This is a genomic window from Cloacibacterium caeni (assembly GCF_907163105.1).
GTDB lineage: Bacteria > Bacteroidota > Bacteroidia > Flavobacteriales > Weeksellaceae > Cloacibacterium > Cloacibacterium caeni_A.
Genome location: NZ_OU015321.1, coordinates 607,889 through 622,877 on the forward strand (window position 1 = coordinate 607,889; position 14,989 = coordinate 622,877).

At 31.8% G+C, this 14,989-nt stretch carries 17 protein-coding genes; 7 read left to right on the forward strand and 10 right to left on the reverse strand.

Annotation, left to right across the window (positions count from 1 at the left end; all coding sequences use genetic code 11):
- Window positions 1-128 precede the first annotated feature (128 nt).
- A complete protein-coding gene (locus tag KKQ76_RS02785; protein WP_213188635.1) occupies window positions 129-1,301 on the reverse strand; it encodes an IS4 family transposase in 1,173 nt (390 codons plus the stop codon).
- Between the two features lie 148 nt (window positions 1,302-1,449).
- Here KKQ76_RS02785 and KKQ76_RS02790 point away from each other — a divergent pair, with 148 nt between their 5' ends.
- Complete coding sequence (locus tag KKQ76_RS02790; RefSeq protein ID WP_213195726.1) at window positions 1,450-2,298, forward strand: diacylglycerol/lipid kinase family protein; 849 nt, start codon at window positions 1,450-1,452, stop codon at window positions 2,296-2,298.
- Here KKQ76_RS02790 and KKQ76_RS02795 read toward each other — a convergent pair.
- The 9 genes from KKQ76_RS02795 to KKQ76_RS02835 all read right to left on the reverse strand — a co-directional run bounded on the left by KKQ76_RS02795 (window position 2,290) and on the right by KKQ76_RS02835 (window position 10,150).
- A complete protein-coding gene (locus tag KKQ76_RS02795; RefSeq protein ID WP_213195727.1) occupies window positions 2,290-3,594 on the reverse strand; it encodes a cryptochrome/photolyase family protein in 1,305 nt (434 codons plus the stop codon). The two genes, KKQ76_RS02790 and KKQ76_RS02795, sit on opposite strands and share 9 nt — an antisense overlap.
- 2 nt (window positions 3,595-3,596) lie before the next feature.
- Window positions 3,597-4,244, reverse strand: coding sequence for a MarR family winged helix-turn-helix transcriptional regulator (locus tag KKQ76_RS02800; protein WP_213195728.1), 648 nt, complete (start codon window positions 4,242-4,244; stop codon window positions 3,597-3,599).
- A 5-nt stretch (window positions 4,245-4,249) separates the two neighbouring features.
- Entirely contained in the window at window positions 4,250-4,948 is a 699-nt protein-coding gene (locus KKQ76_RS02805) for an SDR family NAD(P)-dependent oxidoreductase (protein WP_213195729.1), read from the reverse strand.
- A gap of 70 nt (window positions 4,949-5,018) precedes the next feature.
- Window positions 5,019-5,300, reverse strand: coding sequence for a TIGR03643 family protein (locus tag KKQ76_RS02810; RefSeq protein WP_213197453.1), 282 nt, complete (start codon window positions 5,298-5,300; stop codon window positions 5,019-5,021).
- Window positions 5,300-6,781, reverse strand: coding sequence for a cryptochrome/photolyase family protein (locus KKQ76_RS02815; protein ID WP_213195730.1), 1,482 nt, complete (start codon window positions 6,779-6,781; stop codon window positions 5,300-5,302). The genes KKQ76_RS02810 and KKQ76_RS02815 overlap by 1 nt, the downstream gene beginning before the upstream one ends.
- Window positions 6,763-8,064, reverse strand: coding sequence for a DASH family cryptochrome (locus KKQ76_RS02820; protein ID WP_213195731.1), 1,302 nt, complete (start codon window positions 8,062-8,064; stop codon window positions 6,763-6,765). The genes KKQ76_RS02815 and KKQ76_RS02820 overlap by 19 nt, the downstream gene beginning before the upstream one ends.
- The gene (locus KKQ76_RS02825; protein WP_213188817.1) at window positions 8,016-8,171 is read right to left on the reverse strand and encodes a DUF2256 domain-containing protein; all 156 of its coding nucleotides are present in this window, start codon (window positions 8,169-8,171) and stop codon (window positions 8,016-8,018) included. Before KKQ76_RS02825 ends, KKQ76_RS02820 begins: the two co-directional genes overlap by 49 nt.
- Window positions 8,164-9,489 (reverse strand): ABC1 kinase family protein, encoded by a 1,326-nt coding sequence (locus KKQ76_RS02830; protein ID WP_213195732.1) that lies wholly within the window; start codon window positions 9,487-9,489, stop codon window positions 8,164-8,166. The genes KKQ76_RS02825 and KKQ76_RS02830 overlap by 8 nt, the downstream gene beginning before the upstream one ends.
- 4 nt (window positions 9,490-9,493) lie before the next feature.
- Window positions 9,494-10,150: a TetR family transcriptional regulator C-terminal domain-containing protein gene (locus tag KKQ76_RS02835; protein ID WP_213195733.1), complete on the reverse strand. Its 657-nt coding sequence runs from the start codon at window positions 10,148-10,150 to the stop codon at window positions 9,494-9,496.
- A 177-nt stretch (window positions 10,151-10,327) separates the two neighbouring features.
- Here KKQ76_RS02835 and ribA point away from each other — a divergent pair, with 177 nt between their 5' ends.
- The 6 genes from ribA to KKQ76_RS02865 are packed head-to-tail and all read left to right on the forward strand — an operon-like array spanning window position 10,328 to window position 14,989.
- The gene (gene ribA / locus KKQ76_RS02840; RefSeq protein WP_213195734.1) at window positions 10,328-10,930 is read left to right on the forward strand and encodes a GTP cyclohydrolase II; all 603 of its coding nucleotides are present in this window, start codon (window positions 10,328-10,330) and stop codon (window positions 10,928-10,930) included.
- A gap of 14 nt (window positions 10,931-10,944) precedes the next feature.
- Complete coding sequence (locus tag KKQ76_RS02845; protein ID WP_213195735.1) at window positions 10,945-12,399, forward strand: phytoene desaturase family protein; 1,455 nt, start codon at window positions 10,945-10,947, stop codon at window positions 12,397-12,399.
- A 52-nt stretch (window positions 12,400-12,451) separates the two neighbouring features.
- Complete coding sequence (locus KKQ76_RS02850) at window positions 12,452-13,300, forward strand: phytoene/squalene synthase family protein (RefSeq protein WP_213195736.1); 849 nt, start codon at window positions 12,452-12,454, stop codon at window positions 13,298-13,300.
- Between the two features lie 11 nt (window positions 13,301-13,311).
- Window positions 13,312-13,767 carry a hypothetical protein gene (locus tag KKQ76_RS02855; protein WP_213195737.1) on the forward strand — a complete coding sequence of 152 codons (456 nt, stop codon included), beginning with the start codon at window positions 13,312-13,314 and terminating at the stop codon, window positions 13,765-13,767.
- Between the two features lie 9 nt (window positions 13,768-13,776).
- A complete protein-coding gene (locus KKQ76_RS02860) occupies window positions 13,777-14,247 on the forward strand; it encodes a sterol desaturase family protein (protein ID WP_213195738.1) in 471 nt (156 codons plus the stop codon).
- A gap of 22 nt (window positions 14,248-14,269) precedes the next feature.
- Window positions 14,270-14,989, forward strand: coding sequence for a lycopene cyclase domain-containing protein (locus KKQ76_RS02865; protein WP_213195739.1), 720 nt, complete (start codon window positions 14,270-14,272; stop codon window positions 14,987-14,989).

The window sequence follows — 14,989 nt, forward strand, 5'->3', positions numbered from 1 at the left end:
TACAATGAGATTTAACTTGGTTTTATGCCGATAGATAATTTATTGATTTACAATACTGTCCTAAATAAAAATTATTAAAAATAGAAACAGCCTAAATACCTATTTTACATTTAGCTTTACATTTAATTTCAAAAAAGAACCCCTTGATAATAGTTTTTGGGGGTTTCAGGCGGTTGCTCAAATGGTTTGTCGAGCCAAAATTGAAGATTAATTTTAACAAAAATATTCAATCGGATAAAAGCTACCAGATTTGATAATTGCCAATTATATTTAGCGATGGATTTCAGGTATTTCAGAATGAGAATAGTGATAAGTGCCGTCCAGATTTGGATTTTCACTGCATTTTCAGAAGTTCCAATGAAGGTTTTGATGTGAAGCAACTGCTTGATATCTCTAAAAAAGATCTCAATTTGCCATCTTTGCTTGTATAATTCTGCTATGGTAGAAGCAGCCCAAGAGAAATTATTGGAAATCATTTCAATGGTTTGCTTGTTTTCATTATCCCAAATAGCCACTCTTCTTAATTTTTTTGGATATTTTTCTTTGGATAAAGGATTTGAGAGTACTATTTCTTCGTCTTTTAGGATGCTTTGAGCTCCTTTTGGTGGAAGTTCTCGTTCCTGTAAAGTTTCAAATTTCAGATTTTCTTTATGTCTTATTACGAAGAAAACACCTTTGCTGTCCCAAATAGAGAGCATTGGAAAATCGTTATAGAATCGGTCTGCAACAATGACTGCTCCCTTTTCCAAAGGAATGTTTTCCGCTCCCTTGTTATCAGCAACACTTCCTTTGGTAATATTCACATAAACAGGAAGTTTCCCGTCATATTCAAGTAAGGTATGCATTTTCACGGCTCCTTTTTTAGTTCGATATGTTGCCCAATCGAACAAAGACAGGCATAGAGAAATAAGGGTAGAATCTAATAAATAGACAGGAACTTTTATTTTGAGTTTTATCCGTCTTTCTTTCGTGTGCTGTCCTAATTGTTCTAATAGTTTGAAATACACGTCTTTAAACAAATCTGCATCTCGTTTTCCATTCTGGTAGCTAATAGAAGATTTGGAAGGTGCTGTTTTTATCCCTAAATGATTCAGGTTTCCTGTGGCACTGCGAAGCCCGTTGGAAATGTCCCGAACCGAAGTGCTTTTGGCAAAATGACAGAAAAGCATAGAAACTAAGTGGTTCCAACTATCAAATCCTTTATTTCGGTAATCGGTTTTCTTCTCAATTACTATTTTTTTGAAAATCCCTCGGTCTATTTTTGAAATGATTTGGGAAAATAATGTTAATTTTGAATCCATAAGAAGGTTTTTTTGTTGTACAACCTCAAAGATACTTTGAGTTACTTTAATTCCTTCTTATTTTTTTATTTAGGACGCTATTGATTGATTTAATTTTAATTAAATAATTATAAATTACTAATCGGTATAATTCCGTACTTTTGCACCCATGCAAAACGTAGCATTTATCATCAATCCTTTTTCTGCCAAGAAAAACTATCAGCCTTTTCTTAATTCTTTAAAAGCAAAGGTTGAAAATCCGTTGTATTTGATTTCTAAATCCATTCAAGATACTGAAGATTTCATCAAAGAGAATTTTGAAAAAATAGAGGTTTTCGTTGCTATTGGTGGTGACGGAACCATTTCTACGGTTGCGAAAAATTTAATTCACACGGATAAAATTCTAGGGATTTTCCCAGCAGGAAGCGGTAACGGTTTTTCGAATGAAACCAAGTTTTCTAAAAATTTAGACGAACTTTTAGCGAAAATCCAAAAGAAAAATTTTAAAGAAATTGATACGTTTACAGTAAACGAAAGATTTTCGATTAATGTAGCTGGAGTAGGTTTTGACGGCGCTGTAATCGAAGCTTTTGAGAAGACTTCCAGAGGTTTTAAAAACTACATCAAAACTTCTATTCAGACTTTTTTTAAATACCAACCAATTTCCATCAAATTCGAAGAAAAATATAAAAAATTTGACGGAAAATACTTGATGCTAAACGTTGCAAACACGCGCCAATTCGGGAATAACGCCTACATTGCTCCTCATGCAAGTAAAAGTGATGGTTTGTTAGAAATTGCTTTGGTAAAGAAGTTTCCTTTCACGCATTCTGGCGTTTTTGCCTACAGAATGTTTACCAAAAAATTGGTTCCCAATCAGTACATTCATTATTTGTCAGTTCCAGAAATTGAGTTTTCAGTCAATTCAGATTTGTGGCATCTCGACGGCGAATTTAACCAAATTTCTTCTCCAGTTAAAGTAAAAGTGCTCCCAAAAAGTTTAAGAATTTTAGTCTAAATTATCTAAAGCTTCTTTGTACACTTTTAGTACTTTTTCTCTGGCTTTTTTATGCTCTACAATAGGTTTTGGATAGTATTTTGTTCCAAATTCGGGAATCCACTTTTTAATATATTTAAAATCTGGATCGAATTTTTTCTGTTGTTCATCTGGGTTGAAAATTCTAAAATAAGGAGCGGCATCACAACCAGAACTTGCACACCATTGCCAGTTTCCATTATTCGCACTTAAATCGTAATCCATTAATTTTTCCGCAAAATACGCTTCGCCAATTCGCCAATCAGTAAGCAAATGTTTAATGAGGAAACTCGCGGTAATCATTCTCACTCTGTTGTGCATAAAACCAGTAGCGTTCAGTTCACGCATTCCCGCATCTACAATAGGAAATCCTGTTTTTCCTGCTTTCCATTTTTCTAGAAATTCAGGATTATTTTCCCATGGAATTGTATTATATTTTGCTTTGAAAGAATAATTGACCACTTTCGGAAAATGATATAGAATTTGCATGAAAAATTCTCTCCAAATCAATTCTTTTAGGAAGGTAAGGTTATTTTCTTTAGCAATTTTGGCTAATTTTCTCACACTAATGGTTCCAAATCGAAGATGAACGCCTAATTGTGTAGTTCCTTTTACCGCTGGGAAATTTCGAGTTTCTTCGTAAGTTTTGATGATATGAAGGTCTGCTTCTGGAACTTCAAATGCTAAATCTGTTTTTTGAAAGCCAATATCTTCTATTTTAAGTTCTTCAAAAGTAATATCTAGTAAATTGTCTAGTTTTTTTTCTGATGGAAATCCCTGTAAATCAACTTTTTGAAATTCATTGAGCCAAAGTTTTGAATAAGGAGTATAAACCGTATAAGGTTTTTTATCCGCTTTTACAATTTCGTCTTTGTGAAATATAACTTGGTCTTTAAATGGGTGAAAAGCGATATTTTTTGAAGTCAAAAAATTGGCAATTTCTTGGTCTCTTTTTATTGCGTAAGGTTCATAATCTTCATTGCTATAAACGGCTTCTATTTCATAGTTTTCAGTGAGTTTTTTATAGATTTCAAGAGGTTTTCCTTTGAAGATTTTGATGCCTTTGTTCTTTGATTTTAGAAAAGAATTTAAGGTTTGCAAAGCTTGTACAATGAAATCAACTCTCTTATCCGACTTATTTTCTAATAAATCTAAAATATCTTCGTCAAAAATAAAAATCGGTAGCACCTTTTTTCCCGATTCTAATGCTTGAAATAATCCGTGATTGTCTTTTAAACGAAGGTCTCTTCTGAACCAAAAAATAGATATTTTATTCATGCTTATTCTATCAAATGAAGGAGTTCTTTAATCTCAGAATTTTTGTATTCTGTGTACAAAGTGTAATGAAAATCGTTTACTTTTTTCAGTAATTCCAGCAATTTTGTTTTTTCATCAATTTTAAGATTTGCCGAAAGAATTTTAGAAGTGGTATTGACTTTTTCTACCGATTGATGGAAGGCTTCTTCTCCTTTTTTGGTCAAAGTTAATCTTTTGGCACGTTTGTCATTTTCATCCACGGTTTCTTGAATCAAACCATCGTCTAAAAGTCTTTTGATGATTTGAATTCCTGTTTGTTTTTCGTGACCGTTTCTTTCGATGAGTTGCATTTTGGTCAAAGAAGGCTCGTCTTTGAGTCTGTAGAGGTAAGTAAATTCTTCATTTGCTAAAGTCGGAAAATCGCTTAAACCTTTGCGAATCATTTGTTTAGAAAATCTGCCCAAAAGCAAAACCTGTTTGCAAATTTCATTTTCGGTGAAACTTACTTCATGGTTTTCATTTTTAAAAAGTTTGGTCGGACTTTCTGTAGTATATTTTTTTTCGTTGAGCCAAATTCTGAAATCTTCTATCATAGCATGATTTTTAAACGATTTAGAATGTTCGTATTCCTGAACTTCTAAAAGGAGATTAATTAAAAAACTGGTTTCCATATTGCTTATAATTTAATAGTACTCATTCCTCCGTCAATGCCAAAAATCTGTCCGGTAATCCAAGAAGAAGAATCAGAAAGTAAAAATACAACCATTTTTGCAATTTCTTCAGGATTTCCTATTTTCTGTAGCGGATGTCTCTTCGCAGCTGCTTCTCTTTTCTCTGGTGATGCCAATAAAGCAGTGGCTAAATTGGTGTCTGAAAGTGATGGTGCAATGGCGTTAAATCTTATTTTTTGTAGCGAAAATTCAGCGGCTAAACTTTTTACCAAGCCTTCTACAGCGCTTTTACTTGCGGCGATAGAAGAGTGAAAAGGCATGCCTAATTTTGCTGCAACGGTGCTGAATAAAACCACACTTGCACTTTCAGATTTTTTAAGATTAGGCAATAATTTCTGAATGATTTTAATAGCACCCAAAACATTAATTTCGAAATCTTTTTTGAAATCTTCGTCAGATAATCTTCCGAAAGGTTTCAGATTAATGCTTCCTGGTGCATAGACCAATCCATCAATTTTTTCAGGAAAAGAAACATCATCTAAACTGTCCGTTAGAATGTCTTTTTGATAAAAATGAAGTTTTATATTTTTTAATTCTGGAGTTTCTGTTCTAGAAATTCCGATGATTTGCGCTTCGTTTTGTAATTGCTTTGCGGTGGCTAAACCTATTCCGCTTCCACAACCGATGATGACTATATTTTTCATATTATTTTAATTTTTTGTTTTATTTTTTCTCACAGATTTTAAATCTAAAATCTTACATCTAAAATCTCATTTATCTCTTTGATATTTTATTTAAACTTATAGTTTTCTGTCTGGTACATTTAAATCTTTCAATTTCTGAATTTCTTTTTTTGAGATGTTTTTGACTGATGCCAGAATTCACTCTTTTTCTCCAAAGATTGAAAGAACTTCTTTTCAGTTCAGTTCTCATAATAGCGATGGTTTCGGCTTCAGAAATTCCAAACTGAAAAGTGATAGCTTCAAATGGTGTTCTGTCTTCCCAAGCCATTTCTATAATTCTGTCGATTTGTTCTATACTGAAATTTTTTTTCATCATTGGTCTAATTTTTCTAAAAAGTTTTGGGCTCTCACAAGATGTAATTCTTTTTGTTGCTCCGTCATTTTATTCCAAGTAATAAGCATCATGCTCAATCGTGGATTTTTTCTAAAAAATTCTTGATTTTTAGAGATGAAATTCCAAAAAAGAGCATCCCAAATTTCTCCCCAATTTTCGGTGGAATAATCACTCATTTTTTTGAGATAATTGCTTCCGCTGATATACGGTTTTGTGCTCATGATTCCGCCATCTGCAAACAAACTCATACCGTAAACATTAGGCACCATCACCCAATCATACGCATCGATGAACATTTCCATAAACCATTGATATACTTCATCTGGATGGAATTCACACAAATTCATAAAATTGGCGAGAATCATCAATCGTTCAATGTGATGAGCATAGCCAGTTTTCAATATTTTTTTAATGGTTTTGTCAATCGGAGCAATTCCCGTAGTTCCATCGTAAAAAGATTGGGGAATTTTTCGTTGATGAGTCCAAAAATTTCGGGTTCTTTCGAAACTTCCTTTATACAAATAGATTCCTCGAATAAATTCTCGCCAACCTAAAATCTGACGAATAAATCCTTCTAATGAATTGAGAGGAATCTCATTTTTTTGAGCAAATTCAATGGATTTTTCTAGGATAATGTTTGGAGTTAAAAAGCCAATGTTCATCAATGGAGATAACACACTGTGATGCAAAAAATGCTCTTGTTCTACAATGCTGTCTTCATAAATTCCAAATTCTAAAAATCTGTTTTCTAAGAAATTTTCGAGCCAAATTTCAGCTTCTGAATAGGTAGTTGGATAGATTTGATAATCTGTTAATTCTCCGTAATGATTTCCAAAATTTTCAGAAACATAAACTTTCGCTTCTTCGTAAAAACGATTATTCTGAGGAAATGAAATAGAAGGCGATTTTTTATTTTTTGGATATTTTTTTCGGTTTTCGGTATCGAACGTCCATTTTCCGCCAACTGGTTTTCCGTTTTCTAAAAGAATATTTCTAGAAACGCGTTGTTGTTTGTAAAAATCGGTTTGATGATAATGCTTTTTGCCTTCAAAATAAACCTTTAAATCTTCTTTTGAATTGATAAAACTTGGATTTTTAATAATCTCAACTTCTAGTTTTGTCTTTAAAATCCTCTTTTCCAACCAATCGTCACAAACATCTATGATTTTGATTTTTTCAAAACCTTCTTGTTCTAAAAATTGTATTAAGTTTCGAACATCTGAAAGTTCCGAAATGCTTTCTATATAATGAACTTTGAATCCTTTTTCGAGTAGAAAGTTTTCATAGAATTTCATCGTAGCTCTGTGAAAAGCCAATTTCTGTTGGTGAAATTTGTACTGTTTGAAAAACAAAAATTCTTCCACTAAAAACACAGGAATTTCCTTTTCAAGAAATGAAATCTCTTGAAACAACTGATGCGGAAATATCAATTGTGCTGTTTTTAGTGGTTTTTCAGCCATAAATTTCTAAATTTTTTATTGCTATCGTATTGTTCTGCTTGTTTTTCTGTGTTGAAACTTCTGTCTCGTGCATCATTTCCTATTCCAGCCAAATACAACCAGTTTCCGTAATTGCTGTGAACATCATAATCGATGAGCATTTCTTCGAAATAGGCTGAACCAATTCGCCAATCTAGTTTCGGATTTTTACAGAAATAAGAAGCTACATTTTGTCTTCCTCGATTGCTCATGAATCCCGTTTTTTGGAGTTCAATCATGTTGGCATTCACAAATTCTGAGTGCGTTTTTCCAGAAATCCATTGTTCTAATTTTTGAGGATTGTTCTGAAATTCTAAATTTTTACTGTGTTGAAGTCCGTTTTTGTGAAAAATTTCATTGCGGTGTTGCCAAGCAATAAATTTGAAATAATCTCGCCACAGCAATTCGAAAATCAACCAATACGTAGATTCATTGGCTCCGAATTTTTGTTCAATTTTTTTCACTTCATCATAAATGGAAACCGCCGAAATACTTCCATTAGCAAGCCATGCCGAAAATTTGGAACTGTAATCACTTCCTACCAATCCATTTCTGGTATTTTTATAATCTTTAAGCAGTTGAGTTTCTTCAAAATAATAATGCAATCTTTCCCAAGCTGCGTTTTCACCGCCAGAAAAAGGAAATGCTGAGTCGGGATGCGTTTCGAAATCCTCAAAACCTAATTTTTCTAAATCAATTTTGTCTGATGGAATTTCTAGTTCAAAAAACGTTTTCTTTTTATCGATTTTGAAAGGTTTTCTTACGCTGAAATTCTTTTCAACCTTGTTTCTAAAGGTGGTAAAAAGCGCAGGAATTTTTTCTAATTTTTCCCAAACAAAATCTGGTTCTAATAAAAACTGTGAGTGAGATTTTTCAAATTTCACATGAGGTAAGACAGAAAAAATGCTCTTTTCTAAATCCACTTCTTCTTGGGTAAATTCTCCTTCACAAAAGATTTTTTGAATAGAGTAGTGTTCATTCAATTTTTCAAAAATCTCCTTTGTTTTTCCAAATTTTATCAAAAAAGTTATGTTGAGTTCAGCAAGATTGTGTTGTAAATCTTGAACACTTTCCAACAAAAATTTTGCACGGAATTTCCCGATTTTTTTGAAACCAAACTGCTTTTTTTGATAAAAATCTTCATCAAAAATATACAAAGCTATAAAAGGCAAATCTTCTTGAGATGCCTTAAATAGAGATATTTGGTCTTTGGTTCTTAAATCATTTTTGAACCAAACGATGTTGATTTTTTGTTTTTCCTGCATTTTTCACTACAATATTTCACTTCTTCCCAGTCTTTTTTCCATTTTTTGCGCCAGTTAAAGGGTAAACCGCAAACTTCACAGATTTTTGAGGGCAAATTTTTAGGCATTTTCTACCATGAATTTTTGAAAATGATTAATTTCTATTCCTTCAGCTCTTAAATCGTGCATCATATTATATAAACCAAAAAACGTTCGGTTCAGATAAATAAAATGTCTAGAACCACGATTGGTATTCATGTTTTTTAAATCGCTGAGTTTGGCATAACGCTGACCTAAATCTGCAATTTCTTGAAAGAAACTCTCATCTGAAAAGTCAAAAAACTCTTGATTAAAAGGTCTGGTAAACAATTCTAACATTTCATGGAAAAGTTTACTGAAAAATACTTTTTCTTCAGATGAATCTTCTGGTTTAAGAATTTCTAATTCATATAATTTTTGTTCAAAAAATGCTTGATTCATTAAGTTTTCTACTTTTGCCAATTCAAAATAAGGCTCATAAAAATCACTTGGAATTTCCTTCACACAACCGAAATCGATCACCATTAATTCGCCTTTTTCCGAAATCAAAAAATTTCCAGGATGTGGATCTGCGTGAACTTGCTTCAAAACGTGCATTTGATACATGTAAAAATCCCAAAGTGTTTGTCCGATTTTATTCAGGGTTTTCTGTGAATGCTTTGTTTTTATAAATTCAGAAAAGTGTTTTCCATGCATCCAATCCATCGTGATGATTTTTTCGCACGAAAATTCTGGATAATATTTCGGAAATTTTATGTTTTCTAAATGAGCGCATTCTTGCGCAATTTGCTCACTTCGTGAGAGTTCTAAATCGTAATTGGTTTCTTCATACAATTTATCTTCTACTTCTTTAAAATAAGATTCAGAACCTTCTTTTCTGATGTTGAACATCTTCATCGCAATAGGTTTTACCAATTTTAAATCGCTGGAAATGCTTTCCTGAACTCCAGGATATTGAATTTTTACGGCCAATTCTTGACCGTTTTTCTTGGCTTTATGAACCTGACCAATACTTGCTGCATTGACTGATTCTGGCGAAAATTCATCAAAAATATCTTCAGGATTTTTGCCAAAATATTTTCTAAAAGTCTTTTTAACCAAAGCTCCAGAAAGTGGCGGAACCGAAAACTGCGAAAGCGAAAATTTTTCTACATAAGCTTGCGGCATGATGTTTTTTTCCATGCTCAGCATTTGTGCTACTTTCAGTGCAGAACCTTTTAGTTCTTTTAAACTGTCATAGATGTCTGCAGCATTGTCTTCGTTTAGAATTTTTTTGGCTTCTTCTTCGTCTTTAGTGATTTTATTGCCGTAATATTTAATGTAATTTACGCCAACTTTTGCGCCGGCTTTCAGTAAATTACTGGCGCGTTCTATTTTTCCCGTGGGAATTTTATTGAGGGTTTTCATTTTTTTACGATTTTTGAAATTTTTCTTTCCACAAGAATTTGCCTAAGTCAATAATTTTTTTCAATGGTTCATTGTTTAAAAATTCAAAGCCTGTGTCAATAGTTTTTTCGATGAATAAATCTGTTTTTTCAAAACTTGGAGATTCGTCTTTTTGCCAAAATTCAATAATTGATAAAAAGTGCAACCAAAGCGCTTCTTCTCTAGATTTTTCATTGAAATTTTTAATAGAATCTTTAGCTTTTTCTAAAATTTCTAAGTCATTAAAGTCTAATGTTTTGATAAATTTTTGATGTTCAGATTTTAGTTCATGGAGTTTTTGTAGTGTAGAAAGATTCTTTTTTTCTAAAATCATAAGAACTAAAGACCTATTCATCGTAAGGTTTTCAAAAAAGATAAAATAAAGATTTAGTAATCTTTCTTTAGCGCTCATGTCTTCATAGCCTTCGATTTCTAGAGAAAGTTCTAAAGATTTTTGAAAAAAATGCTTTAAAATTTCTTTCTCCAGATGTTCGAAGTTTGAAAAGAATTGATAAAATTCTTTTTCATCAAAGTGGTTTTCTTGAGCAAAAACGTATATGTTTTTGGGTCTTTCTCCGTGAATAAGTAAATAATTTCCGTAATCGGATAATATTTTTTCTGAATTGATGGTTTTATTTTTCATATTTCAATTTTTTTAAATCGGTTTGTATTCCTTTAATAATGAGTCTTTTTTGAGTTAATTTCTATTAATTGATACATTCAATAGAATTTATTGATGACAAAAATAGTAAAATATTTTACTACTTAATAAAATAAAGTATAAATTTGTACAATAATTATGATTTAAAAAATAGATAATATGATCAAGATACAAGCAGAATCAAAATTGCCTACAGATTTTGGAAAGTTCAAAATTGTAGCGTTTTCAGAATCACAAGAAGATTGGATGCCGCACATTGCATTAATTTCTGAAAATACAGATTTTAACGGAGTGGTAAACGTAAGAATTCACTCAGAATGTATTACGGGAGAGATTTTTCATTCTCAAAAATGCGAGTGTGGTCAACAATTAGATGCATCTATGAAATATATAGATGAAAATGGTGGAATTATTTTATATCTTCGTCAGGAAGGTAGAAATATTGGGATTATCAATAAAATAAAGGCTTATCAGTTGCAAGAATTGGGTCTTGATACGGTAGAAGCTAATCTTCAGTTGGGTTTACCAGCAGATGATAGAGATTTTAATGTAGCCATAGAAATTCTAAATATTTTAGGTGTTAAAAAAATCAATCTTTTAACGAATAATCCCGAGAAATTAAGTTTTGTGGAAAACAGTAATATTCAATTAGTGAAGAGAATTCCATTGAATATTAAAGCAAATCATATCAATAAATCATATTTAGAGGTCAAAAAAAGTTATTTTGGACATCAATTAGAAGAAGCATTATCATCAATATAAAAAATTAAATACCCTTGAAAACAACAGTAATTATTGGTTCCGGATTTTCTTCACTGGCTTCTGCTTGTTATATGGCAAAAGCGGGTTACAAAGTGACGGTTTTAGAAAAAAATGAACAATTAGGAGGAAGAGCTTCCATGATGGAAATTAATGGCTATAAGTTTGATATGGGCCCAAGTTGGTATTGGATGCCGGATATTTTCGAGAGATTTTTTGCAGATTTTGGTAAAAAAGTTTCAGATTATTATGAGCTCGAAAAACTTTCGCCAGCTTATAGAGTGGTTTTTGGTGAAAATGATTACATCGACATCGAAGATACTCCAGAAAAAATCATTGAAACTTTCGAAAGAATAGAACCAGGCAGCGGAAAACATCTGAAAAAATTCATGGATGAAGCTCAAGAAAACTATAGAATTGCGATGCAGGATTTGGTGTATAATCCAGGTTTATCATTGCTAGAATTGGTTTCTGTAGAAAGTGCAAAAAGACTAAATTTATTTGTCAAAAATATTTCTGAGCAAGTAAGAAAGGAAATCAAAAATCCTAAATTGAGAAGTATTTTAGAATTTCCTGTATTATTTTTAGGGGCAAAACCAAATAAAACTCCAGCTTTCTACAATTTTATGAATCATGCAGATTTCGGGCTGGGAACTTGGTATCCGAAAGGTGGTTTCAATGCGGTTGCGCTTGGAATGGTGAAATTAGCCAAAGAATTAGGCGTAGAATTTCATGTGAATGAAGAAGTTATTGGAATAGATTATGAAAATAATCAAGCCAAAAAAATCAGAACTCAAAACGGAGTTTATGAAGCTGATGTTTTCATTTCTGGAGCAGATTACGCACACACCGAAAAATTGCTCAACGGAAACCGAAATTACAGTGAAGAATATTGGCAAAAGAAAACTTTTGCGCCGAGTTCGTTCTTATATTATGTAGCTTTTAACAGAAAAGTGAACCACCTTTTGCATCATAATTTGTTCTTTGATACAGATTTTGAAGCGCATGCAAAAGAAATTTATGATACCAAAGAATTACCAAAACAACCTTTGTTTTATGCTAATTTTTCGAGCAAAACAGATGATTCTCTTTGTGAAGAAGGTAAGGAAGTTGGCTTTTTCCTTATTCCAGTTGCGGTAGATTTAGAAGACAACGAAGAAATTCACGAAAAATATTTCCAGTTGATTCTCGATAGAATTAAAAAATGTACGGGAGAAGATTTAAGTGATGCCATAGTTTTCAAAAAATCATTTGGTGTAAAAGATTTCAAAGAGCGTTATCATTCTTGCAGAGGAAATGCTTATGGTTTGGCAAATACTTTATTGCAAACATCGGTTCTAAGACCAACGATTAAGAATAAAAAATTGAAAAATTTCTTTTATACAGGGCAATTAACTGTTCCAGGACCAGGAGTTCCACCTGCATTGATTTCTGGAAAAGTAGTGACAGATTATATTCTAAAGAACAATTAGTCTGTTGAAAATTTTGTTAGACTCAATTTTAAACCACACAAACACAAATAAAATGAATAATTTTCAAATTTTTAATCACATTTCTGGATTAACCTCGAAAATGGTTACCGAAAAATACAGTACGTCTTTTTCCAGAGCTTCTACTTTGTTTAAGCCAGAAATTCGTCAGCATATTTATAATATTTATGGTTTCGTACGTTTTGCAGACGAGATTGTAGATACTTTTCATGATTATGACAAAGCAAAATTGCTAGATGAATTCGAGAAAAACTACAGAGATGCTTTGGAAAATGGTATTTCTCTCAATCCTATTCTTCATTCTTTTTGTACCACACAGAGAGAAAAAAAAATTCCTCAGCATTTGGTAGATGCGTTTTTGCATTCTATGAGAATGGATTTGGGCGATATCAAGGATTTGAATGACGAAAAATACAATGAATACATCTACGGAAGCGCAGAAGTAGTAGGTTTAATGTGTTTGAAAGTCTTTGTAGACGGCAATGAAGAAGAATATCAAAAACTGAAACCTTATGCACAAAGTTTAGGAGCTGCGTTCCAAAAAATCAACTTCTTAAGAGATATTTCTGCTGATTATACAGATTTAGGAAGAACCTATTTCCCGAATGTGAATTTCAGAAATTTTTCTCAACAAGATAAATTAGATATCGAAAAAGACATTGCTAAAGATTTTGAACATTCTTTAATTGGTATTAAAATGTTGCCGATGTCTTCTAGATTAGCGGTTTTTATGGCGTATAAATACTACACCAATTTATTCAAGAAAATTAAAAAATGTAAGCCAGAAATATTGATGCACAAAAGAATCAGTGTTTCTAATGCGAGAAAAGTTTATCTTTTCGGAGAGATGATTTTGTTTAAAAATCTTAACTTCGTAAGATAAATTTAAAATCTATGAAAAAGTTAGTTCTTGTATTTTTATTGTTTTGCAGTTTTATCAATGCACAAAGTTTAGTAGAGTTAAGAGGTTATCTTCAAAAAGGAGAAAACTCAGAAGAAGTAAGTAAAACCCTTATTTCAAAATCTAAAAATGCTTATGATACAACTAAAAAGCCTATTTATATGGCATTTTATGCGGTAGGTAATTTTTTTATGGCAAAACACGCATCTAATCCTTTGAATAAATATTCTTATTTCAATAAAGGGAAAAAGTTGCTTGAAGATGCAATTAAAAAAGAACCCAACAATATAGAAATCAGATTAATGAGATTGATTTCTCAAGAAAAAACACCAAGTTTTTTGGGTTACAATAAAAATATAGAATCAGACCGAAACTTCATTATTAAAAACTATAAAAATTCAGACGATGAAAATCTAGTGAAATTCATCAAAAACTATTTAAAAATTTAAAATTAAAAAATGGAAGCATTGCAATATTTTTTCATCACTTTAGGCGTTTTCGTTACCATGGAAGGCATTACTTGGCTCACGCACAAGTATATTATGCATGGTTTAGGTTGGTATTTTCACGAAGATCACCATCAACCAGGTTATCCTCATGTTTTTGAAAAAAATGATTTCTTTTTTGTGATTTTTGCAATTCCCAGTATTCTATTATTCTATTTCGGAACGGTAAATGGAATCAACTATCTTTTTTTCATAGGACTAGGAATTTTACTATACGGAATGGCTTATTTTTTAGTTCATGATGTTCTCATTCACAGACGTTTTAAATGGTTTGATAAAACCAATAATTGGTATTTACGCGGATTGAGAAAAGCACACAAAATGCACCATAAACATCTTGGGAAAGAAGAAGGAGAGTGTTTCGGAATGCTTTTCGTGCCTTTGAAATATTTCAGAGAAGCCATGAATTCAAAAGTGGCATAGTCAATAATTTAAAATCAAAGTTTTGCAACAATATTATTACATAGCTCTAGATATCTTGAGTTTTAGCATTCCTTTTATCTTCAGTTTTGAGAAAAAATGGATGAATTTTATCCGTTTTTGGAAGCCTTATTTTTTGGCAATCATTACGGTGGGAATTTTCTTCATTCTATGGGATATTTATTTTGCTTACCAAAATGTTTGGGGATTTAATGATGAATATTTAATGGGAATCAGATGGTTTAAATTGCCACTCGAAGAATGGTTATTTTTCTTGCTCATTCCTTATTCCAGCAATTTTATTCACTATTCTTTAGAATATTTTTTCCCGAAATTGCAGTTGACCAAAAAATTGACACAATGGATTTCTGTTCTTTTATTGATTATAAGTGCAAGTGTTTTTGCTACTAATTTAGACAGAATATACACCGCAGCAAGTTTTGGATTGTTTACACTATTGATGATTTTCCAAATTTTTTATCAATGGGAATATGCACGAAAGTTTTACATCAGTTTTGTGCTGATTTATGTGCCGTTTTTCTTTGTTAATTCCGCTTTGACGGGAAGTTATTCAGAAAATCCAGTGGTTTTTTATGACAACAATGAAAACCTCGAAATCAGACTTGGAACTATGCCTTTAGAAGACAGTTTTTACTGTTTTTCGATGCTTTATGGAAGTGTTTTATTGTTTGAATATTTTAGAAGAAAATGGAACTATTCATTATCAATGTCTGTAAAATCTTAA